This is a genomic window from Moorena sp. SIO3I6 (genome assembly GCF_010672095.1).
This window is the reverse complement of record NZ_JAAHHU010001015.1, coordinates 1-1,789: the sequence shown is the minus strand read 5'-3', so window position 1 is coordinate 1,789 and position 1,789 is coordinate 1. Positions and strand designations below refer to the sequence as shown.

At 41.1% G+C, this 1,789-nt stretch carries 3 protein-coding genes; 1 reads left to right on the top strand and 2 read right to left on the bottom strand.

Annotated features, from left to right (window positions below):
• Positions 1 to 895: CBS domain-containing protein (locus F6K49_RS45565; protein WP_293108842.1), on the top strand; the 895-nt coding region annotated here is incomplete at its 5' end.
• 83 nt (positions 896 to 978) lie between these two features.
• Here F6K49_RS45565 and F6K49_RS45560 read toward each other — a convergent pair.
• The gene (locus F6K49_RS45560; protein ID WP_293108823.1) at positions 979 to 1,443 is read right to left on the bottom strand and encodes a nitrate reductase associated protein; all 465 of its coding nucleotides are present in this window, start codon (positions 1,441 to 1,443) and stop codon (positions 979 to 981) included.
• A 20-nt stretch (positions 1,444 to 1,463) separates the two neighbouring features.
• Positions 1,464 to 1,789 (bottom strand): phosphate-starvation-inducible PsiE family protein (locus F6K49_RS45555; protein WP_293108818.1); only part of this gene is annotated, 326 nt, incomplete at its 5' end.

Genomic DNA, 1,789 nt, shown 5'->3' with positions numbered 1-1,789 from the left:
AGAAGTGATGACCCCCCAGGTGGTTAATGCGCTTCCAACTGTCTCAGTATTGAGTTTAGCCCGACTCATGAATAAGCACCGAGTTAGTTGTGTGGTCATTACCTCCGACCATGGAGAGGATAGCTGTATGCCAGTGGGGATTGTCACAGAGCGGGATATTGTCCAATTTCAGTCTCTCAAGCTGAATTTGTCTAAAGTCCAGGCTCAGGATGTGATGAGTACACCTCTATTTCTGCTGAGTCCTGAAGATTCTCTATGGACAGCTCATCAAGAAATGCAAAAGCGTCGTGTGCGGCGATTGGTGGTGTCTTGGAATTGGGGTAAAGAAATTGGTATTGTCACCCAAACAACCCTGCTGCGAGTGTTTGACCCAATGGAAATGTATGGAATTGTCGATACATTGCAGCAAACCGTTGAGCAATTAGACCCAGCCAAAGAATCCGTGAACAAATCCCACAAAGCCATTCCCCCTGGTGAGGAGTTTGGGAAGATGGCAGAAAATGCGATCGCTTTATCAGGAGATAGGTTTAATCATAAATCAGAGTCACCCAACACAGACCAAAACACAGACCAAAACAGAAAACTAACAGTAATTTTGTCAAAACCGATAGAGGGTCAAGGATTAAATCATTCCCAACAGTGTGAGGATTTCAACTATCCCAAAAGTAACTTGAGCACCAGTCAAGATTATCAACTGTGTATCTTGCTCAACACTATTCAAGCTATTCTAGAAAACCTAGCTAACCACTCTAACCTATCATCAGAATTACGTCAAAGCCAGCTTAATTCAGCCTTAGATCATCTTGATCAAATGCGAGAGCTAATACAGAAAGCCCAAAACCAGTCTTGTCGGGATCAGGTCGTGGTAGATCAGGTAGGTACTTCTAGCAGTTAAGCTAATCCAGATTTAAGGGACATATTTGACTTGGTCTGAGTTTGTTGAACGGTGTTCGCCGTAGGCGTCCCTTGTTGGGTAGGTTAACGGTTAACAAAAACTAATTGGAATTCTTTGAGTGCTGGTAAAAAGTTTTTGTTTTCATGACTAGGGCGCGTCAGTTTAATCAGGGCAAAACGTTGGATAGGAGTTAGTTCTGCCCACTGTTGAGTAGTTACTACGACTCCCAATTCCATAGCTTTTTCCGCCACGGTAGATGGAATTACCTGAGAATTCATCCAGGGAGCTTGGGGATCAACAGGTAAATTAGAAGCGGGTTTTCCTGTATAGTTTATAACTAGGTGTTGAACATAGTCTGCATACTTTTGGATTGACTCGGTCGTAGTGCAGGGTATCTCTACCAGTTGCTGACGCTCTTGTTGATTAAACTGATGCCAGTGGCTCAGTTTAAGTTTGATGCCGCAAGTATCTAATTTCATCCGCACTTGCATAGGAATGCACCGTAAAGAATCCACAAAATCGGCTTCAAATTGGAAAAAATTAGTCATAGTATTCTCAAGCTTATGCATTAATGATGTTTTCTTGTGCTAGTACTCCGTATAATCCAGTAACTCATTGATAGAGATATAATGGCAATTGCTAATCCAATTACCTGGCTTCCAGAAGTTGTTTTCAGGTCAAGAATAATGATTTTACGGGCAACGGCAATTAAAGACGTAACAACAACTAACTCAAGTTGAATAACATGTTTTCGCAGATAAGCGGTTATATTCTCTAAAATTTCTAGTGCAATGAGAATATTTAGAAACAGTCCAAATATTTTGAAAAGTGTTTTGCTCAAAACTATTGCTTCTGGATTGGTTATTTCTTTAACTAGTGAAATAACTAGGCTAC